Raw genomic sequence first — 26,863 nt, 5'->3', positions numbered from 1 at the left:
CCCATGACAGATCTTGAGCATCAGGTATTCACTCAAGTACGCGCAATTATTAGTAATGAAGAGCAGGTGATTGGTCGCCGCGGAATATTGATCCCATTAAAGAAAGCGATTATCGCCGATGGTGATATCCGCAATGTCATCGACATTGTCTCTTCAGATCCTGCTTTAGCAGCTCATATGCTTTGGCGCAGCAATTCGGCGATTAGTGGTGCAGGTGTTACGACTAAGAACCGCTCACTGAAAGATGCCCTAGTTCGATTAGGCCAGGTGAATATTTATCGATATGCCTTCACCTTCTACTTGAAGGAGCGTCTCGATGAATTGCCTCAGCCATACAAAAAGCTAGTGCAAGGTTATTGGTCATTGACTGAAAGCATTGCTACCGATGCCGTTGATAGTTTGCACCATATGGAAGGGGTGGATATCAACCCGGATGAAGTACAGACTTTAGCGCTATTTAGCGTGTTCGGTGAGATCATTGCCTTGACTGCATTTGCCTTCTTAAATGCCGAGTCAGAAGAGTCGTTCCCTTTGAGCATCATCAAGTCGCTTATCGATAATCAGAAACAGACCTTGACCATAGAAGCGTTTGAATCTTTGGGTTTAGATGAAGAGCTTAAAGATGAGTTTATGGTTGCCCATAATTTGCGTCAGACTCGCGATGCTAACTCGCCAGGTTTAGTGCTCAGACGTGTGCTTTCGATGAGAAATCAGCTGTTGAAGCCCTTGTAAAAAGTTTTAAGCTGTAAGTTTAGAGCTGTAAATAAAAGAAAAGCTAGAGTCTAATTTTAGAGTCTAGCTTTTTTAGTTTTTTAATTTAGATTTTACTTACCACTTACCACTTACCACTTACCACTTACCACTTACCACTTACCACTTACCACTTACCACTCGCTTTTAATTCAACTTATGCTGTTTCGCTAGTCCTTCTTTGGCTACCAGCTTTAACCACTGTTGCGCCATTCGTGCGCTGGAGCTGTCTTTTCGATAGGCGCCGAAGAGTGGGCGCTTTAATCCTTCTGGACCTAGCTTGATTGCGGTTAGGTTCAGCCCGTAAGACTCACTGATTGACCAGGTCGGCAAGGCCGCTACGCCATCTTTGCAGGCGATACGCTGTAGTAGCATCATGGTGAGATCGCAACTGATTTGCTCACCGGCTTCTACTCCTGCAGGCTCCAGAAAGTGACGGTAGAGATCCAGACGTTGCAACGGCACTGGATAGCTGATGATAGCCAGCTTTTCGAGTTGCTTTGGCGTCACATATTCTTGTTTAGCCAAAAGGTGGTCGTTGGCAACAACCAGCTGAACTTCAAAATCGAACAGATGCTGATAGGCAATGGATTGCCCCGGAACAGGATCTGAGGTAAGCACCACATCGAGATCGCCGCTCTCCAGCGCGTTGAGTGAATCAAACAAGTGTCGGCTGGAAAGGTCTAAATTCACATTTGGATAAACCGTCCTAAACTGTTCCATCACAGGCATCAACCAACGAAAGCAGCTATGGCATTCGATACCTACACCGAGCTGGTTAAGTTCGTCATTGAGCCCCTGCTTGAGGTCATATTCGGTTTCGACCACCTTAGGTAAAATCTCTTCGGCAAGATTGAGTAGCCGGGCACCTTCTTGGGTGAAAGACAGAGGTTTACTCTTTCTGATAAAGATTGATGAGTTAATTCGGGTCTCTAACTCCTTAATCTGATGAGAAAGCGCTGACTGAGTGACGAAGCGTTTTTTGGCTGCACCAGCAAGACTTCCCGTCTCTTTTAAGGCTAGAAGTGTTCGTAAGTGTCTAAGCTCAATCATAATATACCCACTTTGTCTCAACATGAATTTTGCTCATGTTGCGCTTGAAATCAATTCGTTTGTCAGAAGATAGACTATCACAATAAACTTCTAGACGTCCAGACGCCCAAATGTGTGTTTACATCGAAAGATGTTAAATCACAATGACTCGCAGATAACACTCTTTGCGCGTTTACTCTGAATTCTGCTCATATTAAAGCAAAAAGGTATACAATATGCAAACTTCACAAGCGATACAGATAGCGAACTTAGGTTTTCCAAGAATTGGTCGTCAGCGCGAGCTTAAATTTGCTCAGGAGAAATACTGGCGTGGTGAGATTAGTCAGGCAGAGCTTAAGCAGGTGGCTAAAGAGTTGCGTCGAACTCACTGGGAATGGCAGGCACAGGCTGGTGTTTCTTTGTTACCTGTTGGTGATTTTGCCTTCTATGATCAGGTTTTGGCATTAAGCGCGACGTTAAACGCGATCCCTGAGCGTCACAGAAACCAAGACGATGCTAACGTAGATCTCGATACCTTGTTCCGAGTCGCTCGAGGTCGCGCTCCATCGGGTAAAGATGCACCAGCCGGTGAAATGACTAAGTACTTCAATACTAATTATCACTACATAGTACCTGAGCTGACCGTTGATCAAGAATTCAGTGTGGCCTATGAGCAGTTTTTCGATGAAGTTGAAGAAGCAAAAGCATTAGGCCATGCCGCCAAACCTGTATTGCTAGGCCCGGTGTCTTACCTGTTTCTATCTAAGGCTGTTGGCAGCGATTTCGATAAACTTTCACTACTGCCTAAGCTCATTAAAACTTATGCAGATATCTTGGCTCGGTTCAGTGATCAAGGTGTTGAGTGGGTGCAACTCGAAGAGCCTATTCTAGCCCTTGAGCTTGATGCCGATTGGCAAACCGCTATTGCAACAAGCTATGACACGCTAAAAGATACTCAGATTAAGGTTTTACTTGCCAGCTACTATGGCACCATTGCTCATCATCAAGCATTGGTGTCAGCCTTGCCAGTTGCCGGTTTGCATCTTGATCTCGTTACGGCTCCCGAGCAGCTTGCACTGTTTGCGGAAAACCTACAGCCTGAGCAAGTGATCTCTTTAGGAGTGATCAACGGTCGTAATGTATGGGCGGCAGATATTGATTTGATTGCCGAGCGTATCGCCTCTGTGGCTAACGATCTTAAGGGACGAGTCTGGATCGCGCCCTCTTGTTCATTGCTCCATAGCCCAGTGGATCTCGATGTTGAAACTGAGTTGGCTCCGGCTTTGAAGCAACAATTATCATTCGCTAAGCAGAAGCTGTCTGAGTTGACCCAACTTAAAGCGCTACTCACTCATTCTCAAAATCAGTCTGCCGACAGCCCAGCTAAAGCTGAAGTCGATGCTATTCTGGTGACGTGTGTAGCGCGCAGAGATGCACGAGAGGCTGCAGCAGATAAACAAGTTATCGATAGAGTTGCTGCGCTTAATAGCGATGACTATGAGCGTGATACTAAATTTGCTAACCGCCAAACCATACAGCAGCAGAAATACCAGTTACCTCTGTTACCTACGACGACTATTGGTTCATTCCCTCAGACTCCTGCAATTCGTGGCCTGCGTAGCCGCTGGCGTAAAGAGGAGATCACTGAAGAGTTTTATAACGACCAACTACGTCAGGTGACTAGAGATACGATTGAGCGTCAGCTTAAGCTAGGTATCGATGTATTAGTTCACGGTGAAGCTGAGCGTAATGACATGGTGGAGTATTTTGGTGAGCAGTTACAAGGTTTCGCCTTCACTAAGTTTGGTTGGGTTCAGAGTTATGGCTCACGTTGTGTTAAGCCGCCACTTATTTATGGTGATGTATCGCGTCCAACGCCTATGACTGTTGAGTGGGCTGAGTATGCACAGAGCCTAACTGATAAGCCCGTTAAAGGTATGCTAACGGGTCCGGTGACTATTTTGCATTGGTCGTTTGCTCGTGAAGATATCAGCCGTGAGGAGATAGCGACTCAAATCGGTTTGGCCATTCGTGATGAAGTGGTCGATTTGCAAAATGCAGGAATCGGCATCATTCAAATCGATGAGCCAGCCTTCCGTGAAGGTCTGCCTTTGAAGAAGAGTGATTGGGATGCTTACCTCAAGTGGGCCGTGGATGCTTTTAAATTGAGCGCCGCAGGTGTTACTGATGAGACGCAAATACACACTCACATGTGTTACAGCGAGTTCAATGAAACTATCGCTGCGATAGCGGCCATGGACGCCGATGTGATCACCATCGAGACTTCACGTTCTCGTATGGAGTTACTCACGGCCTTCGAAGATTTCGAATACCCGAATGAGATAGGTCCTGGTGTTTACGATATTCACACTCCTAACACGCCAACGGTGGATGAAATCGTTGAACTTATTGAGAAAGCGGCAGACAAGATTGCTGTACGCCAACTGTGGGTTAACCCGGATTGTGGTTTGAAGACAAGAACATGGGATGAAGTCGAGCCAGCCCTTAAGAACTTAGTGCAAGCGACTAAGGTATTAAGAAGAAGGTTGGGGTAAGACTGAAAAGTGGCGAGCTTCGAGTTCAAGACGGAACTAAGATAGTTGTCAGCTTTAAGTACAAGCTAAAACTAAGAAGTGCCGAGTTCCTAGGATCTAGATCCTAGGAACTCTTAGCCACTATGGCGTTCTACTAATCTAATGGCGTGAATCCTGCGTAATGTATTCCTGAAAGGTGTGCCATCTCTCTGTGCCAGGTGGCTAAGTCATCCTTGTTAAAATCACTCAAACTATGATGACCACAGGCGCGAGCCATCACCTGCATCAGTTCAACCGATGCATTGAAGAAGTTGGCAAGCTGCTGTGATGCCTTGTCGGCATTGAGCTTCTTTCTGAGTTCAGGATTCTGTGTGGCTATGCCAGAAGGACAGTTGTTGGTGTTGCACATACGGGCGGCGACACAACCGATGGCTTGCATGGCACTGTTTGAAATAGCGACGCCGTCGGCGCCTAAGGCCATGGCTTTAACAAAATCCATGGGGACACGAATTCCACCTGTGATGATCAAAGTAACCTTGCCACTGGCCCCTTTTTCATCTAAAAATCGACGGGCACGAGCCAAGGCAGGAATCGTTGGTACGCTGATATGGTCGCGGAACATCTCTGGTGCCGCACCAGTTCCACCACCACGGCCATCTAATATGATGTAATCGGCGGTAGCATCCAGAGCAAATTGGATGTCACGTTCGATATGGTTGGCGCTGAGTTTAAAACCAACGGGAACACCGCCACTGATCTCACGCACGCGATCGGCGAAGCGCTTAAAATCACATGAATTATTGAGATCTTTGAAGGTAGGCGGAGATATGGCTGGCTGACCTTCTGGGATGCCCCTGACCTGTGAAATCTTCCCTCGGTTTTTTATTCCAGGCAGGTGTCCGCCAGTGCCTGTTTTTGCCCCTTGTCCACCTTTGAAGTGAAAGGCCTGTATCGAGTGTAGTAGCTCCTCTTTATAACCAAATTGAGCACTGGCGAGTTCGTAAAAGTAGCGGGAGTTTTGTGCCTGCTCTTCGGGGAGCATGCCACCTTCGCCGGAACATATGCCTGTGCCGGCGATTTCAGCCCCCATCGCCAGGGCTGTTTTAGCTTCTTCGGAGAGTGCGCCAAAACTCATGTCTGATACAAAAAGTGGGATCTTGAGTTTTAGTGGTTTACGGGCTTCGGGACCTATGATCAATTCTGTGGATACGGCCTGATCTTCCAGTAAAGGTTTAGTGGCCATCTGGGCCGTCATGATTTGAATGTCATCCCAGTGGGGAAGCTGATGCCGTGGCACGCCCATAGAAGTCATGGGGCCGTGGTGACCAAGTTTAGACAGGCCTTCTCGGGCGAGTTGGTGGATAAACTCTACAGTGGGCTCCTCGAGGGTTGCCTTGGCCGAGGGCATGTCTTCCGGTTTGTTGCTTTTAGAGAGACCGGGACCCTCTTTGCCGACTTGTTTAGCGGTGAACTGCTTATGGGTGCCGTCACAGAAAGGCGCATTAGCCGTGTGCTTACAGGCGCATAAAAAGGCATCGCCATCTTGTTCTGCGGTAAAGGCCTTAGGTTTGAATGATGTGCCTGCATGAGAACCATCACAGAATGGCTGCTTTTTAGATTGGCCACAGGCACAGAAATAATATTCCTGCCCTTTGGTTAGTTCGACTTTCTTAGGCTTATTGTCCGAAATAATTGGCTTTGCATCAGTAGAATGTAGGGGGCTCATACTTTCTCCTTGGATATTATAATCTGGTTTGCCGAGTGCCCCTGTGTTGTTACTGGCTTATAAATGGCTAATGATGACAGCCTATCCGGGGTTATCGGCTAATGACGCGTGTTTTTTTGATGGTTAATTGACCTTGTAAAGATAACTTAAGATAAGCTTGTGTGTTATGCAATAGATTGTTTTTTATTCAGTTAATGAGAATGAAAATCGCTTAAGGAAATTTTATTTAATTTTTTATGAACTATTTTCTCATATGTCCGGTCTTATCTTTCACGTGGGTCTGATCTCCATTGTCAGCTCTCATTATCCGGCCTGCTTGTAAGTTTGTTTTTTCTTGCTAGCCCGAAGTAAAGTTTATGTTTCAGAAAGGACATTTTCATCAATAAGTTTTTTGCTAATCAAACTGGAAATCGTTGGGCTGTACTGGTTTTTACCATACTGACACTTTTCTGTTTGACCCAAAATAGTGGAATTCTTAACCTGCTACTCAATCAACAGAGTGTGCAGGCGATATCGGCTACCTCACTCTCTGCAAATAGTGAGGCTAATGTCAGTTCAAATGTGAGTGCCAATGCAAAAGAGTTGGCTCAAGGTGCTGAACTTAAAGCATTCGAATTCAAAAAGTGTGAATTATCAGAAAAATCCATGCGTGTATGTATGGATGCACCAAGTAGCTTACCTTTTTTGGTGCTACTTTTTTTACTCCCCCTTCTTCCCCTCGTTTATCGTGTTGTAACACGATCTCCTACGCCTAGCTATCATGCTAAACCCAGGCGAATACATCTCTCACTGTGCCGCTTTCAAGAATAAAAACTCATCTGTACTACTAAGAGATAAGTCATTTTAATTACGCGACTTACGGGTTCTTAGGTTAACTTAGTTCATCTTTCGGCATTGCTGTATCTGAGGCGTAGGCTTATCCATTGGCCAAGAGTCTTGGCCAATGGCAGCCAAAGGTTTAGCTGACTAATTTGAAAAAGCCTAATATCCCAAACGACTTATCTCGGCATGTGTTGCCCTCTCAGGGTATTTTTCCACCATGTAGATATTTGCTGCATAAGTGTCATCACTCCAGGTGAGACCTTATCAGGCATACTCGTCATTGACGGTAGTTGAGGTTGTTTTGAAATTAGATAAAGTTTGGTTCGCTAGCACATGCATTATTGCACCTGTGGTTGTAGGGATCTTAGTGCTCCCTGATAAGGTTTACGCTGATGGGAGTGCAGGTGAACAGAAGGTTGCAATAGCGGTGAAGGCGGCCAGAGTCACCGCACATGAATACCAGCATAATTTTAAGATTAAAGGGCGAGTCGCGGCGAAAGAAGACGTTGCTCTGCAAGCTCAGGCCACAGGTTATCTGGTGTCTAAGCATTTTAAAGAGGGCGATATTGTCGCTGAGGGTGATCTGCTTTTTTTACTCGATAATAGCCGCTATCAGGCAAAATTGTCTCAGGCTAAATCTCAGTTAGCGAGCGCCGAGGCTAATTTGAATGTGGCTCAGCTCGACTATAAACGTGGTGTATCTTTATTGCCAAACTCCTCGATAAGTGAAGCGGAAGTTGACCGTTTCTTGGCTGAAAAACAGCTGGCTCAGGCGCAAGTTAAATCGGCAAAAGCGCAAATTCAATTAGCTGAAACTGAACTGGATTACACCCAAATTCGGGCGCCTTTTTCAGGACGGATCAGTAACAGCAAGGTGGCGCTGGGTGAACTGCTCTCCCCATCGAGTGAAGCGTTGGCTGATCTTGTGACAGTGTCGCCAATCGATGTCAGTTTTCAGGTGAGTGAAACCGTTTTCCATCAGACTCAAAAAAAGTTGCAAGCCACGGGGGCCGATTTGCCCTCCATCTCTCTGTTTTTTACCTCCGGTGAAGCATTTTCTGAAATAGGTGAGATCACTTATTTGGGCAACCGTGTCGATAAAGCAACGGGAACCGTCGATGTTCGCGCCGAGTTTAATAACCCTGATCAGCTTTTATTACCCGGGCAATATGTGGAGTTAACCGTTACAGATAGCCTGGCTGAATCAGTGCTATTACTGCCGCAGCGAGCCTTATTGCAAGATTTAATGGGTTTCTATGTCTTTGTTGTGAATGCCAATGAGCGGGTTGAACGTAGAGACATACAGATCGGCGAGCAAGTGGGTAATCAGGTCATCGTTAATGCAGGTGTGATGGCTGATGACTTGGTGATAACTCATGGTCTGCAGCAGGTAAAAACGGGCTCGCTGGTTAAGGCCAAACTGGTCGATGTCGCCAACTCTCAAATGCAGGTGGCCGGCGCATGATTAGTAAGTTCTTTCTCGACAGGCCTAAGTTTGCCATCGTTTTGTCTTTGATTATTACCTTGGCTGGGATCATCGCGATACCTAACCTGGCCGTGTCGCAATTTCCCGTTATTACACCGCCTCAAGTGCAGGTGACAGCATCGATGCGCGGGGCGAGTGCATCTGTGGTTGAAGAGACCATAGCTAGGCCTATTGAAGATGCCATCAATGGCGTTGAAGATATGATCTATATGAGTTCTAAAAGTAGCAACGATGGCACTTATCGTCTATCTGTGACCTTTGAGGTGGGCACAGATCCAAATATTGCTCAGGTCAATTTACAAAATCGTCTGGCATTAGCTGAGCCCATGCTTCCTGCTGAGGTGTTGGGGAATGGCTTAAGCGTGAAAAAATACTCGCCTGATATTCTTATGATGATCGATTTTACCTCAACAGATGGCCAGATAAGTGAACGAGTGCTGTCTAGCTTTGTGGCGCTACAGGTCACAGATAAGTTGACCAGAATTAAGGGAATATCTGAGTCGGTACTTTACGGTAATCGCTTTCTCAGTATGCGAATGTGGCTTAATCCAGATAGGATGGCGCACCTGAATATTACCGCTTCTGATGTGCAGCAGGCGCTGCTTGAGCAAAACATTCAGGTTCCATTAGGTAGTGTTGGCGCGAGACCTAGCGATAAACCCCTTGAGCTACAGTATTCGTTGCTGACTCAAGGTCGCCTTTCTACGGTTGAGGAGTTTGAGAATGTCATACTGCGTGCCGACAAGTCGGGCCATACCGTTTATCTCAAAGATGTTGCATCTGTGGAGTTGGGCCAGGAAGACTATGTTGGCGCGGGGATCAGTGATGGTAAGCCATCGGCGCAAATTCAGGTAACCACGCTGCCGGGAGCTAACGCCATTGAGGTTGCCGACGCGGTAAAATCTGTACTCAAAGAGATGGAACCCCAGATGCCTGAGGGGATGCTCTATAACACCCAAGTTGATACCACATTATTTGTGACAGAGTCGATTAAGGGCATGCTGTGGACGCTCGTCATGGCGGTCATTCTGGTGGTGCTAGTGACCTATTTATTTCTTGGGTCTGTAAGAGCCACCTTAGTGCCGCTAATCGCTATTCCTATCTCGATAGTCGGCAGCTTTGCCTTAATGTTAGCTGCTGGCTTTGGCATTAATACCGTGACCTTATTCGGCTTAATATTGGCCATAGGAATTGTGGTGGATAATGCCATTTTGGTGATTGAGAATGTTGAAGCCAACTTAGCTCGAGATCCTTCTCTTAGCGCTAAAGTGGCCACAGAGCAGGCGATGAAGCAGGTCACAGGCCCGATTATCACCTCTACACTCGTCTTGTTAGCCGTGTTTATTCCTGTGACTCTATTGCCCGGGGTTACCGGAATCATGTATCAGCAGTTTGCCATGACCTTGATATTTTCACTGATCTTGTCGGCTGTGGTTGCCTTGAGTTTAAGTCCTGTCTTGTGTTCCTTGTTATTAAAGCCTGGCGTACAAGATTATCCTAAGTGGTATATCTGCTTTAATCGATTTTTTGACAATGTCACCGCAAATTACAGTCGGGCCACCTCGGTATTGATCAGAAAGAGTGTGGTGTTAGTGATACTTTCGCTGGGGACATTTGTGGCACTGGGTTATCTGGTTCAATCGACGTCCACCAGTTTTGTACCCAAAGAGGATAAAGGGGTCTTTTTTGTTAATCTTATCTTGCCCGACGGCGCGAGTTTGAGTCGCACAGAGCAAGCGATCACAAAAGTTGAAGACTTTCTCAAGTCTGAGCCTGGCGTCGCTAATGTTGCTTCAGCGTCGGGCTATTCAGGTTTATCCGGTTCAATGCAATCCAATGCTGCCAGAATGTTTGTCAGCTTAACCCATTGGGATGAACGTTTTGCAATGGATGGCGGCCATGGCGTCGAGGATATTATCGCCAGAGTAGACAAGTGGGCCGAAGCGGAGTTACCTGAGGCGAAGGTCATTAGCTTTGGGCCACCAACCATTCCGGGTATTGGCTCTGGCACTGGGTTTGAGTTTGTGCTGCAAGATACCTTAGGTAGAGACAAGGCAGAACTTAGTGATGTGATGCAAGACCTTATCTATCGCGCGAATCAAGAGCCGGAACTCCAGGGCGTATTCAGCGCGTTCAGGGCTAATGTACCGCACTATTATCTGGACATAGACAGGTTGAAAGCCAAGCAACTTGGAGTGCCATTATCTGAGGTGTTCTTAACCTTGCAGATAAATCTGGGATCCTTGTATATCAATGATTTTACTCAGTTCGGTAAGTCTTTCAAAGTGACATTACAGGCCGATGGGGCATTTAGAGAGTCGGTAAAAGACATTGCCAGGTATCAGGTGAGAAGCCAGAGCTATGAAATGATTCCTTTAAGCACGCTGGTGTCAGTTAAGCCGACATTAGCGCCTGATATTATCTGGCGCTATAACAAGTACGGCGCAAGCATCATTCAGGGCCAGGCCGCTCCGGGCTTTTCTACGGGGGATGCCATGGTTGCCATGGAGCGAGTTGCTGCAGAAGTTCTGCCCCAGGGTTATACCTACGAGTGGAGTGGCCTTTCGTATCAAGAGAAACTTGCTGGCAATATGGCCATTTATGCCTTCGGTTTGGCACTGATATTTATTTACCTCTTGCTGGTGGCTCAGTATGAGAGCTGGACGCTGCCCTTTGCCATTATTCTGGTGGTACCTACGGCTATTTTAGGCGGCATGCTGGCGCTCAAACTGGGTGGTTTTTCTCTTAGCTTGTATGCCCAGATTGGCTTGGTTTTGCTTATCGCCATGGCGGCAAAGAATGCCATCTTGATTGTTGAGTTTTCCAAATTGAAACGAGAAGCAGGCTTATCAATTATCGAGGCCGCAAAACAAGGCGGTGAATTGAGATTTAGGGCGGTGAACATGACCTCGTGGTCGTTCATTTTAGGGATCCTGCCGTTGCTATTTGCCTCCGGTGCTGGCGCGGTGGGCCTACAGAATATCGGGTTTACTTTAGTGGGTGGCTTATTGAGTGTATTACTCATTGGTTCCTTCTTCGTACCTGGCTATTACGCGCTTATTCAAGCATCCAAGGAGCGTTTTATGGAAAGATTTTTTAAGTGAAACTGGCTATGACTATTAAGTTAAGTAATAAATTGAATATGAAATTGAGCAATAAATTTGAATCTAACTATCAGCAACTAACGTTTAAAAGGAGAGTCAATTGAAGTCTATAAAATCAATGTTCTTGGCTTTGTGCGCCTTAATATTTTTAAGTGCCAGCCAGATGGCTGTTGCCGCATCGACTGGCTGGTTAACTAACCCCAATCATCCACCAGTGAAGGTACGTATGATGTTGACTGGGGAACTGGATCCTGTCACTAAAGTCATACCTGCCGTAATCGAGGTTAAGCTTGATGGGGACTGGAAAACTTACTGGCGAAGTCCGGGGGAGGGAGGGATTGCCCCGAGTATAAAATGGGACAAGTCGACTAATCTGCAGGACGTAGATTGGTCATGGCCAGCACCGGATAAATTTTCCTTACTTGGGATGCAGACCTTTGGTTATCAAGGCGAAGTGATTTTCCCACTATTGCTGACCTTAGATGATATTAATGCGGACACTCAGTTACATGGCAAGTTTACCTTATCTTCGTGTACAACCATCTGTGTGCTCACAGATTATGAGATTAACTTAGATATTAATCCCAGTGGTCTCATAGCGGATACCAATGCCATGTTCGCCTTTAACAAGGCGGTTTCTACTGTGCCATTAAAGGTGACTGATCAGGATGCTGAATCTGCTATTAAGCTGGGTTGGGATAGCGGAAAGTCGCAGCTGGAAGTGGTACTCGATGGCACGAACTGGCGTCAGCCTGAACTGATCATAGATGGCGAGCCTGACACTGTTTTTAAGCTAGTAAGTGTCAATAAGAGAGAAGCTACTGATAGCGGGGATGCAGATAAAATAGTCGCCATCTTCGATGGTGAAAGCTGGTTGGGTGAGCCTGAGTTACTCGGTAAAAAACTGAATGTCACTGTGGTCGACGATCAACGTGCGTTGGAATATTCATCTGAGGTGAAGCCAACCCAAATCATTGCCCAAGGCTCATCTTTGCTCAAAATGATGCTGATTGCCTTGATAGGTGGTTTGATCCTCAATGTGATGCCCTGTGTGCTACCTGTATTGGGCATGAAGTTAAGCTCAGTGGTCGCCGCGCCGGATCTCGAGCGTAATCAAATTCGTCAGCAGTTTATTGCCTCTGCGCTGGGGATCTTGGTGTCTTTCTGGCTACTGGCAGGCTTTATTCTGATGCTTAAGTTTACCGGCCAGGCGATAGGTTGGGGGGTTCAGTTCCAAAACCCTTGGTTTATCGGCTTTATGGCTCTAGTGACCTCAGTTTTTGCCATTAATATGCTTGGTGCATTCGAGATTAACCTGCCTTCGAGTCTACAAACAAAACTGGCGACAACGGGGGGCAATAATAGCAAGGGGCACTTCCTTCAGGGCATGTTTGCGACCTTGTTGGCGACGCCTTGCAGCGCGCCATTCTTAGGTACCGCGGTAGCTTTTGCGCTTGGCGCAGATACCCTCAGCTTGTTTGTGATCTTCACGGCGTTGGCTTTTGGTATGGCACTACCTTGGTTGCTGGTGGCAGCGTTCCCTCAGATTGCGAATTACTTCCCTAAACCCGGTCGCTGGATGAGTGTGGTTAAAATCATCTTCTCGGTGCTATTGCTGATCACAAGCTTGTGGCTCATCAGTTTACTGAGTAGCTTTTTACCTACTAGCTATCTGTTTGCCGCTGCGGCTCTCTTGTTGGTGACTTTCTTCATCTTTATGGCAAAAACGATAGGTGCAGCCGCTGTGGTGGCGACCTTTAGCATCACGCTAGTATTCGCTGCTATAGGTGCCTTTATGACATCTGAACAATGGGCAAAGCCGTTGCCCACAGATCTGGTGTGGACTCCGCTAAATGAAGAGGTGATAGCCGAGCAAGTGGCCGAGGGGAAGACGATTTTTGTCGATGTAACTGCCGATTGGTGTATCAGCTGTAAGGCCAATAAGGTGGGAGTCATATTGCAAGACCCTGTCTATAGTCGGCTTAAGCAAGACAACCTTATGACAATGAAAGGTGATTGGACTAAGCCATCTGAGTACATCACTAACTATCTGCAGAGCCATAATCGTTTCGGGGTGCCATTTAACGTGGTCTATGGCCCGGGGGCACCTAATGGCATCGAGTTACCCGTGATCTTATCTACACAAGGGGTGCTAGCGGCGATTGAACGTGCATCGGCTGCACCAACGGCGTCAGCCGAACAGAAAATTAAGCAGTAAGTCATAGAGTCAGTGAGTGTTTTATATGAAGCAAACACTGACGAAGTAAACACATTTATCGCTCAAGGTGAGCCTATTACCTTGAGCTCGTCAAAATATTAGGAATTTAAGATGAAATCAGTATCTAAGTTAGACAGTCAATCCATCGAGTCTAAATCGCAAAAATTTAGCCCGTTAAACTTGATGCAATCAAGAAAGCTGCAGTTTATTGCCATGTCAGGCATCACAGCCTCAGCACTCTTTATCGCTTCACAGTTATCATTTATCTCTCCCGTGCACGCTGAGGTGACAAGCTTAACTGCTCAGCAAGAGCAAGATGTCAGAGCCATTATTAAGGATGCCTTGATTAATGACCCTGAGCTCTTGAAGGAAGCCATCATCGCTTTGCAGACTCGTGAGCAGATGGGGGCAAACTCTGCCAAGCAGACGGCTTTGGATGATAACTATAGTGCCATGTATGAAACTAAGAGTGATCCTTGGAAAGGGGCGGAAAACCCTGAGATCACTATGGTGTATTTCACCGACTTTAACTGCCCATATTGTAAGAAAATAGAGCCGTCGCTCAATAAGCTTATCGAAGATTTTCCTCAGCTTAAGATCATTATCAAGATGGTGCCGCTGCAGGGAGAAGGTTCTGAAATGGCGGTTGAGCTGGCACAAACGGTTTGGCTCAACGAGCCTGAGAAATATATCAAATTGAAAGACATGTTGATGTCTAGCCCTCGCAGACTCGATTCAGCATCTATAGCTAAAGTCGCTAAGTTAACCGATACCGAAAAATGGTTGGGGAAACCCGATGAGCGTGTGGCTAAGATGGTACATGAAAATATCACCTTGATGAGAAACTTAGGCATAGGCGGTACACCAAGCATGATTTTTGGCGACAAGGTGATTCCGGGTCTTGTACCTTATGATGTGCTTAAGGAGCAGCTTGAAGAAGTGATAGAGGCTAAAGGCTAATGAGTGATGTGGATAAGAATAAGCTTGATACCCTTAGGATTACTCCTTTAAAAAGGGCCCTTGGCTGGCTTAAGCAAATAGCCTTGTTTTTACTGTTTGCTATTGTGGTCACTGGGGTAATGGACATTTGGCGTGGCAAGGATATTCCAAGGGATAACTTACCGGATATCAAAGGTGTGACCTTGGCCGGCACTGACATTGATATCGATGCATTGAGTCAAGATCAGGCTGTGTTGGTGTATTTTTGGGGCACCTGGTGTCCGGTGTGTAATTTTGTGAGTCCGGCTGTGGATACCATGGCCAGCATGTATCCTGTGGTTACTGTGGCAATGAACTCGGGTCCCGATGACAAGATGGCCAAGTATCTTCAGTATAAGGGCTATGAGTTTGAGACCATAAACGACAGCAATAATGACATTGCCAGAGATTGGTCGGTGCAGTTGACGCCTACCTTAATGGTGTTTAAAGATGGTGAGTTGAAACATTACACTACAGGTTTTACTAGCCTGCCTGGAATGTGGTGGCGCATGCTCTTGTCTTAGACCTGTATGTTTATCTGAGCTAATAATGGCCGGTACCCATTAAGGTATCGGCTTTTTTATGTCTATTATTCCTATCGATTTAGTCGGCGTTATTACTAAAGCTGACTCGATATTGCGCATCTATGATGAAGCTGAGCTTAGTTCCGAATTGAGAAAAATTGTTATCGTCAAATTGATATTCTATATGACCTTGCGCTACCTGAGCTCCATTTATTGCAATAAGTTGGTAGGTCACTATGCCTGTTTTCTCTTGTGGGGAAAAATAGATGATTTGACGACTCTTACTCTTAATGGGTTCAAAGGATATCTTGTTAGTCGGGAGCTGGAAATTAACCTGATAAAAGCTTCGGTCGGATTGGTTGTGGACTAAAATTTTTGGCGACAAGAAGTGGTAAGCAATACCGCTCATGATGATCATTAAACAAAAAATTAACCCTAATCTTCGTTTCATATTCTGCAATAGTGGCCTTGAAAAATGGGTGGTCCTGATTCTTTGACAACATCAGGTTAGCGTAAATTTCCTAGTGTAGCAAAACGTTATAACTACCTAAATTTCGAGCTTAATTTAATGCTTAAAACTTCCAAAAAGTGTCAGAAAGTGCTCATTACTCGATGGGGGAGTCTGTGATGCTCGTTAAAAATTGTTCTAAATCAATAAAAGGTGCAAAACTTTTTTAACTTGAATTGTTTTATTGGTGCTTGCGGTCTGCTGATATACCGATTGGTATTCGTAATCGATGTTTTATTGGACGATATTTAGGCCTGTGTGATGAGGAGAAGGATAGTGAAAGGGATAATAGCGGTGGCCGTTATGTCATTGTTTGTTGGTTTCAGGGTGATAGCTGCACCTTTATCTGTGGGTGAGATAGCCCCCGATTTTGCGCTCAATCAGCTCGATGGCAGCGAGTTTAACTTAAGTCATTACCGAGGTGAGCGTTCGATTTACCTCATTTTCTGGAATACCTGGTGTGGCCCCTGTATGAAGAAAGCCCCTAAATTGGTTGAGATACAGAGTTTATATGCTGAGCAAGTGAAGTTATTAGCCATCAACACAGGTTGGAGTGACTCTTTATCTGAAATTCCCCGTTTTCAATCTCACTTCTCGACTAACTATTCCATTGCCTTGGATCATGCTGCCGAGGTGACCCATCTCTACGGCGTAATGGGTACACCAACTAGTTTCTTAGTGGATATCAATGGTGTTATCAGGCAGGTTGATGGCATTAGCGATACCTTGAGTGTCAATATATCTCAGTGGAATCAAGTAACACCTCAAACGGGGCAAGAATTCATGGCAAGTAAAAGCTGTAGCAAGGAGAGCGTATGTTAAATGCGAATAAACTAAAGGCTGGGTCAACTAAGCCTGAGGTTGTGAGTGCTTATACCAGTGGGCTTAATCGCAGAGCCTTTTTGAGACAAACAGGTGCGGCAGCCATTGTGCTTGGTTTGATTGGCACTAAGCCCTCGGTGCTTGCTGCCACGGATGATATTTATAGTGATGCCAATAGTGATGATAGTAGCGAGAATACCGAGGAGAGAGGCGATAACCAAGGCTTTAACTCCCATGAACAAGCAGTGATAGAGGCGGTGCTGTTACAGTTATTTCCCAATGATGGCGACGGCCCATCGGCTATAGATCTTAATGCATTTAGATATCTTAGCTGGGCCCTTGAAGATCCTGAGAACAAGGCTGATGGGATAAAACGTTTATTTTAAGGGGAGTCGGTTGGCTAGAAGAGTTGGCTAAATCTACTCAAGGGGCGAGCTTCATCAAACTTGATTCCAGCGAGCAAGATGCGGTGCTGAAAAAGATATCTCAGAGTCGTGCCGGTGAAAATTGGCTCTCACTACTGCTCTACTACTTACTTGAGTCGCTGACCTTAGATCCCATTTACGGCGGCAATACCGATGGCATGGGCTGGCAATGGCTTGGTCATCAAGCTGGCTTCCCTCGTCCTGTTCAGGGTAAAACCTATTTGGATTTTAGTTAGGCTGCATTACTTGGTGAGTATTCGATGAAAAATAGTAAACAGTTTGATATCTGTATCGTTGGCAGCGGTGCTGGTGCTGGCCCCATCGCCTATGAGTTAGCAAAGGCTGGCTACAAGGTCGGAGTGTTGGAAAAGGGCAAGTGGTTTAAAGAAAATGACTTTTTTAAAGATGAACAACTGGGACGCCACAGCGTGTTTCGATCACAATTTAAAGATGAACGACACGCCTTAGAGGAACCTAATGGTGACGGCACTTGGTCATCGGATCTCACGGCTCAGTTCTGGGGCGGCAATATTGTGGGTGGTGCTATTAACTTTATGAGTGCCTATTTTCATCGTCTCAAACCTCAGGATTTCAGACTGGTCTCTGAGTATGGTGACATCGAGGGGGCAAATAATGTCGACTGGCCCATCAGTTATGACGATCTTGAGCCTTACTATACCAAGGTAGAGCAAGTGATTGGCGTATCAGGGAGGGTCGTGAAACACCCCCAACAAGAGCCACGTTCCACCAAAGACTTTCCTTTCCCTCCAACTGCTGAGCATCCCGTCGCCCAGCACTTCGATGCCGCGTGCAAGAGTCTTAAGCTACATCCACTACCTATGGCTCGCGGTATTCTCTCTATTCCCTTTAATGGTCGATTAAGCTGTGAATACTCTGGATATTGCGGTAGTTATGGTTGCCACTCAGGTGCCAAAGCAAGCTCTCGTGCAGCCTTGCTCGATGAGGCGGTTAAAACTGGTAATTGTGAAATAGTCACACAGGCTAAGGTATACAGGCTCAATTCGGATGAGTCGGGAAAAGCCATCTCGGCAGATTATTTTGATTTGGCAAATGAAGATAGCTCAAAACGTGTCTTCGCTAACGTGTTTGTGGTGGCTTGTTACTCCATTGAGAGTGCCCGCTTATTACTCAATAGCACTGGTGATAAGCATCCAAATGGCATAGGTAACCGATATCAGCAGGTGGGGAAAAATCTGCACTGCTGCGCAGGAGGTACAGGTCATGGCGTGTTTGAGATGGATAAACTCAAAGAGTTTGAGGCCAAGCAGCTTAGAATTCGTGGTCCCTTTTTCAATCGTGCCCTGCAGGATTGGTATGAGATCGACGATAAAGCGGTTTCATCTAAACCAATAAAAGGCGGCACACTGGATTTTGTCTTCGATCCACCATTGCCCACAGGTGAAACTGCCAGCCTTAAGTGGCAGGGGGAAAAACTACTCTGGGGCACACCGCTGAAACAGAAGATAAAATCTCACTTCACCAAGTCGAAAGACTTTAAATTCGAGGTGTTTTGTGACTGGCTTACTAATGATGATTGTTATGTCAGTCTGGATCCAATAGAGAAAGACAGGTGGGGGCAGAGTGTTGCCAAAGTTAAGGCAGGCTTTCATCCCCATGATGAGAAGGTGGCTCAGTATCTGGTGGAGCGCGGCGTAGAGGTGATGAAAGCCATGGGGGCTCATCAAGCCTGGGGTAATGTGTTTACTCAGCCAACCTCTAACTTAGTCGCTGGTGGCTGCCGTTTCGGCAATGATGTAAAAACCTCGGTGTTAGACAAAAATTGCCGAGTACATGACTGTAGCAACCTCTATGTGACTGATGGGAGCTTTATGCCTAATGGCGGTTCGGTAACGCCTACATTTACCATCTACGCCAATGCGTTTCGGGTGGCGGATAAGATTATAGTTCAGCTACAAAAATAAGTTTTATGACATATATGGAGGCAGTGTTACTCCTACATTTACCATTTACGCCAATGCGTTTCGGGTGGCGGATAAGATACTGGAAAGGCTAGAGCGATTTGAAGAAGTTAAAGACAGTTAATTTAAAGCAGCTTTATGGCATATATGGGTGGTGGATAAGATATTGGAGCGGCTAGATGATATCGTCATCTAGCCGCTTTCATTTAAATCAAATGACTAGGAGGAAAGCGTTTCCTTCGAAGGGATCAGTGTCTCAACTTGTCCAAAATCCAGTACCGCCGCCATGGCATAGCAACCATCCTCCATCTTGACCGGTTTGGATAACGGAGTAGATGTAAATCCTATTCGGGCAAAAACGATTCGTGTCGCAGGTGTCACTACCATATAAACATACCTGATGTTTCTGTTGCGACAATAGTTTTGTAAGTGTGACAGCAGCAGGTTTAGGGGAGGGTGATTACTCACCTTAGTCTTGCCTCTGTGAGTAGATTTGATTAATAAGCGGGATACTTCACAAGAGTTAGCGAGTTGCGTCGTAGGCTTAGAATTCAGCAGAGAACGGCTGAAAATGGTATTGATCATCCAGGGAGTATTGTGATGATGCACTCTTAGGTATCCAGTTGCTTGTCCATCGATAAATAGCCCTAAGTGGGTCGAAGTATTATCGAAATTGTCATACTCCTTTTCATCCTCCGGGCTTCCGACCCAGGCAAGTTCACGGCAAAATACTTCGGCACGTAGTCGATATAATTTGTCCATCTGTTCCTGATTCGGGCTATGGGTGACAAGGTATTGAGGGGGATTAACTGCAAAGCGATGGGCATTATCACTGGTGTGATGATTTGTTAATGGAGCCTGATTTGTTAATGGAGCCTGATTTGATTCCAGCATAGGGTTCTACTAATTTGGGCAAATTTCAAGGGTGAATTACACCGCGATAACAGATCCTTAGGTACCGCCCTATAGGACAGTTGCAAGTTGTAAACGTTGTAACTGCTGACTTGTTGGGGCATTGAAGTGATAGCTGATTATCGGGGGCTAATTGAACCCTTGAGTTTAGCCTAAGAGAAATTTAACTTAATGCTAAAGTTAATATTATAAGAGTCTAATGTTTCATTATTGTTCGCGTTTTTGTTTTGGATGAAATCATGTTCAACTAATATTTTTGCAATTAATTTGAAAAGTTAGTTTTATTAAATTGATATTACGCTTGTAAACAAGGTTTATAGGTAAAATAGTATTTGTGTTCATTAAGTTTATACAGGAAACTATAGATAACAGACTCGCTCTGTCGGCAATAATTAAATTTAAGTTTACTTTCAGGGATAAAAATGAAATCACTCTCTCAATTATCCGGGCCTCCGGCAACGAGTATTCTCGGACATGTAAGTGCATTTAAGCAAACGGATATCCACCTCCAGATGTTGGAATGGATTAAGCAGTATGGAGATATATTTCGGCTAAGGTTAGGGGTTAAGCCTGTGATGATAGTGGCCGAGCCAAAATTGATTAAGGCCTTGTTACGTAGTCGCCCTGAGCAATTCAGAAGAATTAAGAGCGTTGAATCGGTTTTTGATGAGGCCGGGCTCAATGGCATATTTTCAGCGGAGGGTGAGAAGTGGAAAACCCACAGAAAGCTCACAGAACCTAGTTTTCAGCCTAGTCACCTTAAGCATTTCTTCCCCCTGTTACAGGTCATCACTAAGAGACTGGAGAACCGATTCGAACACTTAGCCGCTTCGGGGCAAGAGTTCGATCTTTTAGATGAATTTAAGCGTTATAGCGTCGACGTAACGACTTGGCTGGCATTCGGCGAAGACTTCAATTCTTTGGAAAATAGCTCATCCAGATTAGAAGCTTGCCTGAAAACAGTGTTCCCAACCATGAACAAACGGATCACATCCCCTCTTCCTATCTGGCGCTTTTTTCCATCGAAAGCAGATAAGGCCTTCGATGCTTCACTGGAGGAGGTCAAGACGCTGGTAAAGGGGTTTATCGGTAACCAAAAGAAAAAAATAGCAGACAACCCTGAGTTGGCTGTGAAACCGGAAAACATGTTGCAGGTCATGCTGACTGTGCAACAAGGAGACCCATCTCTTTCCGATGAAGATATCATAGCCAATGCGGTCACTTTCCTGTTAGCGGGAGAGGATACCACTGCTAATACGCTCACCTGGATGGCATTCTTATTATCAAATGATGAGGAGGCGGAGGAGCGCTTAAATCAAGAACTATTGGAGTCGAATGATAATGGCGTCTTAGGCTGGCCGCTTCCCAGGTTACCTTTTCTTAACGCCATCACCTATGAGGCGATGCGATTGAAACCTGTGACGCCGCTACTTTACCTTGAGCCCACACAAGATACCCAAGTGGGTGACTATAGTGTCGATAAGGGAACACCGATATTTTTAATTTTACACGCCAATGGTTTCAACCCTGACTTGTTCAGTGATCCTGGCAGCTTCAGCCCTGATCGTTGGCTGGACAAAGAGCAGGCCTCATTTTCTTCACTTCAACCTTTTGGGGGCGGAGCTAGGTTGTGCCCCGGTAGAATGCTGGCCATGATGGAGATTAAGCTGGCATTCAGCGCTCTGTTTAGAGACTTCAGTCTACAGCCTATGCAGGCGAGCAGCGAAGTGAAAGAACAGTTTGCTTTTACTATGTCACCACATGGATTCAGGTGTAAAATACACAAACGGAGCAAGTTAGAATCGATGAGATCCGCTGTTAATTAAGTATCTTACCAAGCCTGAGTCGTGGGTGTTTTCTGATGAAAATTTATCTGTGTCGCCGTCGATTTTGATGACTGTAATAAAATTGTTAAAAAAATTTACGCAGTTTACTTTGCATCTTGGTTTGATTGATATTAAATTTATGGCTTAGGCGAGTATCGGTAGGGAGATCTACCGCTAGGGTGATACTTTAATTGTATTTTATGTTTTGTTATTGCAGTGACCTGGCTAACGAAACATTCAATTGAAGGATGATGAATTATGAGATTGCTGGAAGGGGATAATATCTCGCTTAATATAAAGCAAGTTTCAGATGTGTATCAAATGTTTAGTGCCTCATCATCATGTGATGAGATAATGCAATGTGCTAAGACACTACAGAATTTGCTGGAAGTTGATGGCGTCGCTCTCATAACTCTGATGATCCGTCCGGATCACAGTATTAATATCGAGAGGGTCGTCAGTTCCGGATTTGGTTTTGCAGCCAAGAGTGCAGAGTGGGACAACATATATCAGAAGAAAAAATTTCAATATATCGATCCGATAGTGAGCTGCTCCAAGTCATTCAGGAACTCTTTCAATTGGACTTCTGTCCCTTCGATGATGTCGCTGTCTGAGAACCAATTCAACTTTCTGGAGAGAGCACAGGAAATGGGTTTGAAGGAGGGAGCTAGTATAGGCTCTTTCTCTTCCAGACATATCTACAAAGAGCTGAATATTACCTCTGTATGTGGTTGCTCACTCAATTCGGAGCAGCTTGCGACCTTAGAACTGATTAATGCGGTTTCGGCTCAGGCTATGACCCGTCTTATGCACCCGGTGGAAGAGTTGACTAAGAGGGAGCGAGAGATACTGGCCTGGTCTTCTGAAGGCAAGTCATCTTGGGAAATTGGCATGATCTGTTCTATTACGGAGAGAACGGTAAAGTTTCATCTGAAAAACATTTATAAAAAACTCAATGTACAAAATAGGGCTCAAGCGATAGTTTGTGCAATTAGGCAAGGGTTAATATAGCAGATTAGGCCATTATTATTTAATATCACTTTAAAGTGTTTAAATAATGAATGTTTAAATGTCGTACGTTAAGTGTTTAAATTGTACTCATGTATTATTTGAGGTTTATAATATTAATATTTAAAATGTAAATATTGCTTGGGCTAAATAGAAGAGGGGGTCTCTAATAATCTATAACTATTGGGCTGTAGACTTATATGGTACGAAAAACGGTTAACTTATTATATTCTAGCTGTCTGAGAGAACAGTTATTAACATATAAGTTATACAGGATAATGAACTCATAATATATTTGCTTTTGTCTTCCTATTTAGGCTCGCAGGTTATTATTAGTTACTCAGAATAAGTTAAATTCAGATTGAATTACTTTTAATTGGATGATGTATATTTGATTGCTTGTTATTCACTCGGTCACTCTCTTATTTAAAACCAATCTTTGCCCGTTCCCCCTTGAACGGGCTTTTTTTTGTGTATCTATGTCTGAAAGAACATCTCGGGTACATGTTCTGGCACGACTATCTCACCTGCCGTGAGCGTGATTATCTCCTCGATGCTGACGCCTGGTGCGCGCTCAATAAGGTGGAACTTGTCCTGTTTTATTTCCATAAGTGCCAGGTCGGTGAGCACCCGTTTGATACAGGCCTTGCCTGTTAAAGGCAGGGTGCACTTAGTGAGTAGCTTAGATACACCGTGTTTAGAGGCATGTGTCATGGTCACTATGATATTGTCGGCGCCCGCGACTAAGTCCATGGCGCCGCCCATGCCCTTAATGAGTTTTCCGGGGATCATATAGGAAGCGATATTACCTTGGGTATCGACCTCAAATGCCCCTAGTACCGTGAGATCTACATGGCCGCCACGGATCATGGCAAAAGATTCGGCCGAATCGAATATTGCGGCTCCGGTAGCCATAGTGACTGTCTGCTTGCCGGCGTTGATAAGATCGGCATCTATTTCCTCCTCGGTGGGAAACTGCCCCATGCCCAGCAAACCATTTTCTGACTGAAGCATCACCTCTATGCCGTGTGGAATATAGTTAGCCACTAAGGTCGGAATGCCTATGCCTAGATTGACGTAGTAGCCATCTTGTAATTCCTGAGCGACACGTTGGGCTAATTGTTCTCTTGAAAGTGCCATTTTTAGGCTCCTATTGACTCAGATGTTGACGAGGGGCGAATGCTTTTCTGCTCTATCATTTTTTCGAATCTGCCCAGAATGAGTCGATCGACATAGATCCCCGGTGTGTGTATTTCATCTGGGTCGAGTTCACTGGGTTTAACTATCTCTTCTACTTCCACCACAGTTATTTTGCCTGCTGTGGCGGCCAAGGGATTAAAGTTGCGCGCCGTTTTACGATAAACAAGGTTACCTAAGGTATCGGCTTTCCAAGCTTTAACTATGGCAAAGTCACCCTTTATCGATTCTTCCAGTATGTATTCCCGGCCACTAAACTCACGTAAATCTTTGCCATCGGCCACCCGAGTACCGACTCCTGTGGCGGTGTAAAATGCTGGATGCTGGCACCCGCGGCGCGCATCTTCTCGGCGAGTGTTCCTTGGGGCGTGAGCTCGACATCCAGCTCGCCGGACATCATCTGAGCCTCGAAATTGGCGTTTTCTCCTACGTAGGAGGCGATCATCTTTTTAATCTGTTTATCCAATAGCAAGATCCCCAGTCCGTGTTCTGTGGTGCCGCAGTTGTTGGAAATCACTGTGAGCTCTCGTGTCCTCATGGTTTTTATCTGTTTGATTAAGTTTTCTGGGATCCCACACAGACCAAAGCCTCCGGCAATGACCGTCATGCCATCTTCCAGGCCCGCCATCGCTTCGACGTAGCTGCTTACCACCTTGTTAAAACCTGACATGGTTAACTCCTCATTATTGGTTTTCGATAAATGACGAGCAGCTCAATATGATGCTCTTTTTCACTATTACTCAAAAAGGAGTGCACTCATATGGTACTAAGGTGCCAAAGGAATTTAGGTTTGATTGCAGTAATCTGGAGGGGTGATTATATTCAATTCAAATCAGTTTGCCAGCGGCTGAAAGCTGCTCATAAGGAGTCAGTATGTTAAGTGGAAAAGTCGCCCTCATTACAGGTTCAACCAGCGGAATAGGATTAGCCACAGCCCATGTATTAGCCGAGAAGGGCATAGACCTCGTTCTCCATGGCTTGATGACCGATATTGAAGGGCAAGCCTTGGCGGCTGAATTTTCTGAACGTTATCAGATACAGACGCTGTTTGATAATGCCGATTTGCGTGATGGCGATACCATAGATGAGTTTATGAGCAGGGCTCTGAATAAGATGGGTTCAATCGATATCTTAATCAATAATGCGGGCATTCAACATACTGAAGGTGTGGCCAGCTTTCCGGTGGCCAAGTGGAACGATATTATCGCTATCAATCTCTCTTCTGCCTTTCATACCATTAAAAAATTTCTACCGGGCATGCGGGAGAAACGTTGGGGGCGCATCATCAATATTGCCTCGGTACATGGCTTGGTGGCATCGTTAAATAAGTCGGCTTACTGCGCGGCTAAGCACGGCATCGTCGGTCTGACTAAGGTGGTGGCACTGGAGTGTGCTGAGCAGGGGATCACAGCTAATGCAATCTGTCCGGGTTGGGTTGATACACCACTTATCAATAATCAGATATCCGATATCGCGACTCAAAATCAAACCAGCTTCGATGAGGCAAAATATCAGCTGGTGAAGGCGAAGCAACCTCTCCCTGAGATGCTAGACCCAAGACAGATAGGGGAGTTGGTGCTGTTTCTTTGTAGTGATGCCGCCAGAGGGATCACCGGTTCTTCCATCCCCATGGACGGAGCCTGGACGGCGCAATAAGCTTTACTCTCATGCATTATTAAGGCGGTGATGTTTGCCAGTGGTGGAATAAATTTCGGCAGACTGAAATTGGCTGTTGCAGGAGGCATGGAGAGCGTGTCCAATGCCCCCTATCTGCTAGCTAAGGCGAGAAGGGGCCTTGTTTCCTAAATCGATTGAACCTTTTGCAGCTTATGTGATCTGATCTTCCAATGTGGTTATTGGAAACATCAAGATGGGTAAAGCTAAGCGTAAAATGACCAATTGGTCTCAGTACAACAAGGCATTGATTAATCGAGGGTCCTTGACCTTTTGGATTGATGAGCACGCCATTAGCTCTTGGTGTTGCTCTGAACATCACGGCCGCCGTGGCCGTGGGTATATTTACTCTGATGTTGCTATTGAAACTGCATTGGTTGTTAAAGGTGTATTCAACTTATCACTGAGAGCACTAGAAGGTTTCACTACCTCGGTTTTCCAGCTTATGAATGTGCCACTAACCTCACCAAGCTATAGCTGCATTAGCAAACGTGCCAAGACCGTAAATATCAAATATCGCTCACCGAGTCGTGGCTCTGTGGCACATGTAGTGATTGATTCAACGGGCCTCAAAGTTTACGGCGAGGGAGAATGGAAGACTCGAAAGCATGGTAAAGAAAAGCGTCGTACCTGGCGTAAGTTACACCTCGCAGTAGATGCTAATACGCATGAAGTCGTAGCAGCAGAAGTCACTCTGGTTAACGTTGCTGATAATGAAGTGTTACCCACATTAATCAAGCCGTTAAGAAGACAGATTAAACAAGTTTCTGCTGATGGAGCATACGACACCAAAGCGTGTCACAAACTACTTCAGCGTAAAGGTTGCAAACCCACTATCCCACCAAGAAGCAGTGCTGGGTTTTGGGAGGATGGGCATCCTCGAAACGAGGCTGTGAGAGCCCTCAAAAATAATGAGTTAGCGCAATGGAAGAAGGAAAATGACTATCACTTACGGTCACTATCTGAAACAGCAATGTACCGATATAAGCAACTAATTAGTCCGAAACTTAGCCTACGAGATTATAATGCTCAAGTAGGTGAAGCGCTGGCAGGTGTAAAGGCAATGAACAAAGTCATAAGACTAGGAATGCCAGTTAGGAAACAGGCTGCCTAGTTAGCTCAAACCCTTGGAGTAGCTGCATCTATAGCGAGGATTTGATCAACAACGCCGCGAGAAGGGACTATCGTATGGACCATGGCGAGCCTCAGGAGCATATGATGTTCGATGGCTTAGAAGATATTTATCTTTTTCAGTTGAGATACTGCCCCTTTGAACAGTGCCGTGATATTTGAAGATAACGTATTATCATTCCAATGATTTAACAAGTCGATGACATTTTGTTCGTTACTAATTTCTCGAAATTGAAGTAACAAGAT

General features: G+C 45.4%; 21 protein-coding genes and 2 pseudogenes. 17 read left to right on the top strand and 6 right to left on the bottom strand.

The window, feature by feature from the left end; genetic code table 11:
- The first annotated feature begins 3 nt into the window (after positions 1–3).
- Positions 4–732: an HDOD domain-containing protein gene (locus sps_RS22060; protein WP_077754449.1), complete on the top strand. Its 729-nt coding sequence runs from the start codon at positions 4–6 to the stop codon at positions 730–732.
- Between the two features lie 165 nt (positions 733–897).
- On the opposite strand, the gene sps_RS22055 is transcribed toward sps_RS22060, so the two are convergent.
- Positions 898–1,803: a LysR family transcriptional regulator gene (locus sps_RS22055; RefSeq protein WP_077754448.1), complete on the bottom strand. Its 906-nt coding sequence runs from the start codon at positions 1,801–1,803 to the stop codon at positions 898–900.
- Positions 1,804–2,036: 233 nt separating this feature from the next.
- Here sps_RS22055 and metE point away from each other — a divergent pair, with 233 nt between their 5' ends.
- Positions 2,037–4,337: a 5-methyltetrahydropteroyltriglutamate--homocysteine S-methyltransferase gene (metE, locus tag sps_RS22050; protein WP_179948430.1), complete on the top strand. Its 2,301-nt coding sequence runs from the start codon at positions 2,037–2,039 to the stop codon at positions 4,335–4,337.
- Positions 4,338–4,470: 133 nt separating this feature from the next.
- Here the strand turns inward: metE and sps_RS22045 are convergent, their stop codons facing one another.
- Positions 4,471–6,042, bottom strand: a complete 1,572-nt coding sequence (locus tag sps_RS22045; RefSeq protein ID WP_077754446.1) for a glutamate synthase-related protein — start codon at positions 6,040–6,042, stop codon at positions 4,471–4,473.
- A 453-nt stretch (positions 6,043–6,495) separates the two neighbouring features.
- Between sps_RS22045 and sps_RS22040 the strand changes: the two genes are divergently transcribed.
- The 6 genes from sps_RS22040 to sps_RS22015 all read left to right on the top strand — a co-directional run bounded on the left by sps_RS22040 (position 6,496) and on the right by sps_RS22015 (position 15,174).
- Positions 6,496–6,852 (top strand): hypothetical protein, encoded by a 357-nt coding sequence (locus sps_RS22040; protein WP_237157915.1) that lies wholly within the window; start codon positions 6,496–6,498, stop codon positions 6,850–6,852.
- Positions 6,853–7,165: 313 nt separating this feature from the next.
- Positions 7,166–8,329: an efflux RND transporter periplasmic adaptor subunit gene (locus sps_RS22035; RefSeq protein ID WP_169915871.1), complete on the top strand. Its 1,164-nt coding sequence runs from the start codon at positions 7,166–7,168 to the stop codon at positions 8,327–8,329.
- On the top strand, positions 8,326–11,454 hold the full coding sequence (locus sps_RS22030; RefSeq protein WP_077754443.1) for an efflux RND transporter permease subunit: 3,129 nt from the start codon (positions 8,326–8,328) through the stop codon (positions 11,452–11,454). The genes sps_RS22035 and sps_RS22030 overlap by 4 nt, the downstream gene beginning before the upstream one ends.
- 100 nt (positions 11,455–11,554) lie before the next feature.
- Positions 11,555–13,672: a protein-disulfide reductase DsbD family protein gene (locus tag sps_RS22025; RefSeq protein WP_418346686.1), complete on the top strand. Its 2,118-nt coding sequence runs from the start codon at positions 11,555–11,557 to the stop codon at positions 13,670–13,672.
- A 111-nt stretch (positions 13,673–13,783) separates the two neighbouring features.
- Entirely contained in the window at positions 13,784–14,632 is an 849-nt protein-coding gene (locus sps_RS22020) for a DsbA family protein (RefSeq protein ID WP_077754441.1), read from the top strand.
- Complete coding sequence (locus tag sps_RS22015) at positions 14,632–15,174, top strand: protein disulfide oxidoreductase (protein WP_077754440.1); 543 nt, start codon at positions 14,632–14,634, stop codon at positions 15,172–15,174. The genes sps_RS22020 and sps_RS22015 overlap by 1 nt, the downstream gene beginning before the upstream one ends.
- A 79-nt stretch (positions 15,175–15,253) precedes the next feature.
- On the opposite strand, the gene sps_RS22010 is transcribed toward sps_RS22015, so the two are convergent.
- Complete coding sequence (locus sps_RS22010; protein ID WP_237157914.1) at positions 15,254–15,583, bottom strand: hypothetical protein; 330 nt, start codon at positions 15,581–15,583, stop codon at positions 15,254–15,256.
- Between the two features lie 375 nt (positions 15,584–15,958).
- On the opposite strand from sps_RS22010, the gene sps_RS22005 reads away from it, so the two are divergent.
- Genes sps_RS22005 through sps_RS21995 form a run of 4 tightly spaced genes read left to right on the top strand, consistent with a single transcriptional unit; the run spans position 15,959 to position 18,872 of the window.
- A complete protein-coding gene (locus tag sps_RS22005; protein ID WP_237157913.1) occupies positions 15,959–16,504 on the top strand; it encodes a peroxiredoxin family protein in 546 nt (181 codons plus the stop codon).
- Complete coding sequence (locus sps_RS28995) at positions 16,498–16,890, top strand: twin-arginine translocation signal domain-containing protein (RefSeq protein ID WP_237157912.1); 393 nt, start codon at positions 16,498–16,500, stop codon at positions 16,888–16,890. Before sps_RS22005 ends, sps_RS28995 begins: the two co-directional genes overlap by 7 nt.
- A 23-nt stretch (positions 16,891–16,913) precedes the next feature.
- The gene (locus tag sps_RS28990; protein WP_237157911.1) at positions 16,914–17,165 is read left to right on the top strand and encodes a gluconate 2-dehydrogenase subunit 3 family protein; all 252 of its coding nucleotides are present in this window, start codon (positions 16,914–16,916) and stop codon (positions 17,163–17,165) included.
- A gap of 24 nt (positions 17,166–17,189) precedes the next feature.
- Complete coding sequence (locus tag sps_RS21995) at positions 17,190–18,872, top strand: GMC family oxidoreductase (RefSeq protein WP_077754437.1); 1,683 nt, start codon at positions 17,190–17,192, stop codon at positions 18,870–18,872.
- Between the two features lie 216 nt (positions 18,873–19,088).
- Here the strand turns inward: sps_RS21995 and sps_RS21990 are convergent, their stop codons facing one another.
- Positions 19,089–19,763: an acyl-homoserine-lactone synthase gene (locus sps_RS21990; RefSeq protein WP_077754436.1), complete on the bottom strand. Its 675-nt coding sequence runs from the start codon at positions 19,761–19,763 to the stop codon at positions 19,089–19,091.
- 440 nt (positions 19,764–20,203) lie between these two features.
- On the opposite strand from sps_RS21990, the gene sps_RS21985 reads away from it, so the two are divergent.
- Positions 20,204–21,607 (top strand): cytochrome P450, encoded by a 1,404-nt coding sequence (locus sps_RS21985; RefSeq protein ID WP_077754435.1) that lies wholly within the window; start codon positions 20,204–20,206, stop codon positions 21,605–21,607.
- Positions 21,608–21,865: 258 nt separating this feature from the next.
- Entirely contained in the window at positions 21,866–22,618 is a 753-nt protein-coding gene (locus tag sps_RS21980; protein WP_077754434.1) for a helix-turn-helix transcriptional regulator, read from the top strand.
- Positions 22,619–23,092: 474 nt separating this feature from the next.
- On the opposite strand, the gene sps_RS21975 is transcribed toward sps_RS21980, so the two are convergent.
- Both sps_RS21975 and sps_RS21970 read right to left on the bottom strand, forming a co-directional pair.
- Positions 23,093–23,755 (bottom strand): 3-oxoacid CoA-transferase subunit B, encoded by a 663-nt coding sequence (locus sps_RS21975; protein ID WP_077754433.1) that lies wholly within the window; start codon positions 23,753–23,755, stop codon positions 23,093–23,095.
- A 2-nt stretch (positions 23,756–23,757) separates the two neighbouring features.
- Positions 23,758–24,482: pseudogene (locus sps_RS21970) on the bottom strand (CoA transferase subunit A).
- A gap of 203 nt (positions 24,483–24,685) precedes the next feature.
- On the opposite strand from sps_RS21970, the gene sps_RS21965 reads away from it, so the two are divergent.
- From sps_RS21965 to sps_RS21960, 3 genes and pseudogenes are all read left to right on the top strand, one after another.
- Positions 24,686–25,468, top strand: a complete 783-nt coding sequence (locus tag sps_RS21965) for a 3-hydroxybutyrate dehydrogenase (RefSeq protein ID WP_077754432.1) — start codon at positions 24,686–24,688, stop codon at positions 25,466–25,468.
- An 18-nt stretch (positions 25,469–25,486) separates the two neighbouring features.
- Positions 25,487–25,606, top strand: a pseudogene (locus sps_RS29260) (acetyl-CoA C-acetyltransferase); the annotation flags it as partial.
- Between the two features lie 76 nt (positions 25,607–25,682).
- Positions 25,683–26,600: an IS5 family transposase gene (locus tag sps_RS21960; protein ID WP_077751229.1), complete on the top strand. Its 918-nt coding sequence runs from the start codon at positions 25,683–25,685 to the stop codon at positions 26,598–26,600.
- Positions 26,601–26,863 lie beyond the last annotated feature (263 nt).

Origin of the sequence: Shewanella psychrophila (assembly GCF_002005305.1) — a bacterium.
Classification (GTDB): domain Bacteria; phylum Pseudomonadota; class Gammaproteobacteria; order Enterobacterales; family Shewanellaceae; genus Shewanella; species Shewanella psychrophila.
Note: the sequence above shows the minus strand (reverse complement) of the source record. Positions and strands in the feature narration are given on the sequence as shown.

Coding starts and splice junctions, on each gene's coding strand:
- sps_RS22060 (WP_077754449.1), top strand. CDS start 4: ATGACAGATCTTGAGCATCAGGTATTCACTCAAGTACGCGCAATTATT.
- sps_RS22055 (WP_077754448.1), bottom strand. CDS start 1,803: ATGATTGAGCTTAGACACTTACGAACACTTCTAGCCTTAAAAGAGACG.
- sps_RS22045 (WP_077754446.1), bottom strand. CDS start 6,042: ATGAGCCCCCTACATTCTACTGATGCAAAGCCAATTATTTCGGACAAT.
- sps_RS22030 (WP_077754443.1), top strand. CDS start 8,326: ATGATTAGTAAGTTCTTTCTCGACAGGCCTAAGTTTGCCATCGTTTTG.
- sps_RS22020 (WP_077754441.1), top strand. CDS start 13,784: ATGAAATCAGTATCTAAGTTAGACAGTCAATCCATCGAGTCTAAATCG.
- sps_RS22015 (WP_077754440.1), top strand. CDS start 14,632: ATGAGTGATGTGGATAAGAATAAGCTTGATACCCTTAGGATTACTCCT.
- sps_RS22010 (WP_237157914.1), bottom strand. CDS start 15,583: ATGAGCGGTATTGCTTACCACTTCTTGTCGCCAAAAATTTTAGTCCAC.
- sps_RS28995 (WP_237157912.1), top strand. CDS start 16,498: ATGTTAAATGCGAATAAACTAAAGGCTGGGTCAACTAAGCCTGAGGTT.
- sps_RS21995 (WP_077754437.1), top strand. CDS start 17,190: ATGAAAAATAGTAAACAGTTTGATATCTGTATCGTTGGCAGCGGTGCT.
- sps_RS21990 (WP_077754436.1), bottom strand. CDS start 19,763: ATGCTGGAATCAAATCAGGCTCCATTAACAAATCAGGCTCCATTAACA.
- sps_RS21985 (WP_077754435.1), top strand. CDS start 20,204: ATGAAATCACTCTCTCAATTATCCGGGCCTCCGGCAACGAGTATTCTC.
- sps_RS21980 (WP_077754434.1), top strand. CDS start 21,866: ATGAGATTGCTGGAAGGGGATAATATCTCGCTTAATATAAAGCAAGTT.
- sps_RS21975 (WP_077754433.1), bottom strand. CDS start 23,755: ATGGCACTTTCAAGAGAACAATTAGCCCAACGTGTCGCTCAGGAATTA.
- sps_RS21965 (WP_077754432.1), top strand. CDS start 24,686: ATGTTAAGTGGAAAAGTCGCCCTCATTACAGGTTCAACCAGCGGAATA.
- sps_RS21960 (WP_077751229.1), top strand. CDS start 25,683: ATGGGTAAAGCTAAGCGTAAAATGACCAATTGGTCTCAGTACAACAAG.